At 41.0% G+C, this 669-nt stretch carries 1 pseudogene; it reads left to right on the forward strand.

Annotation, left to right across the window (positions count from 1 at the left end):
* Window positions 1-669 (forward strand): annotated as a pseudogene (locus DPG01_RS18525) (IS3 family transposase); the annotation flags it as partial.

The following is a 669-nucleotide window of genomic DNA, read 5'->3' on the forward strand; positions in this document are numbered from 1 at the left end:
TCCAGAACATCGAGCGAAACGTGCTCTGCATGATTTACATCATGCAGAGCAAATCAAACGTATTTGGAAAGAAAGTTCAGGTCGATACGGTGTGCGTAAGATCTGGCAACAACTGAAACGTGAAGGCTATGTTATTGCACGTTGTACAGTTGCTCGATTGATGCAGAAGCTAGGTATACAAGGTGTTTGGCGTGGTAAGAATAAACAAACTACTCGTAACCGAGATGACCAAAAACGAGCAGATGATTTAGTGAAACGTAATTTTAATGCTGATCATCCTGACCCTTGCGAAGCAGTGCTTCTCAGGTCAGTGACTTTACGTATATTCAAACAAATTCAGGCTGGATCTATACCGCCTTTATTATTGATGTGTTCTCACGAGCAATTGTTGGATGGAAAGTATCTACACGGATGAATACAGATATGGTGCTTGATGCATTAGAACAAGCATTGCATGATCGAGGTATGCCAAAGAATGTGATTCATCATTCCGATAGAGGTGTGCAATATCTTTCCATTCGCTATACCAATCGTTTAGAAGCAGCAAATTTACGAGCATCAGTCGGTACGACTGGTGATTCATACGATAATGCTTTGGCTGAAACGGTGAATGGCTTATACAAAACAGAGGTGATTGAATATCTAAAAGCAGATTGGCAAGGTTTAGCA

Source organism: Acinetobacter sp. WCHAc060042, from assembly GCF_003231195.1.
Classification (GTDB): Bacteria; Pseudomonadota; Gammaproteobacteria; order Pseudomonadales; family Moraxellaceae; genus Acinetobacter.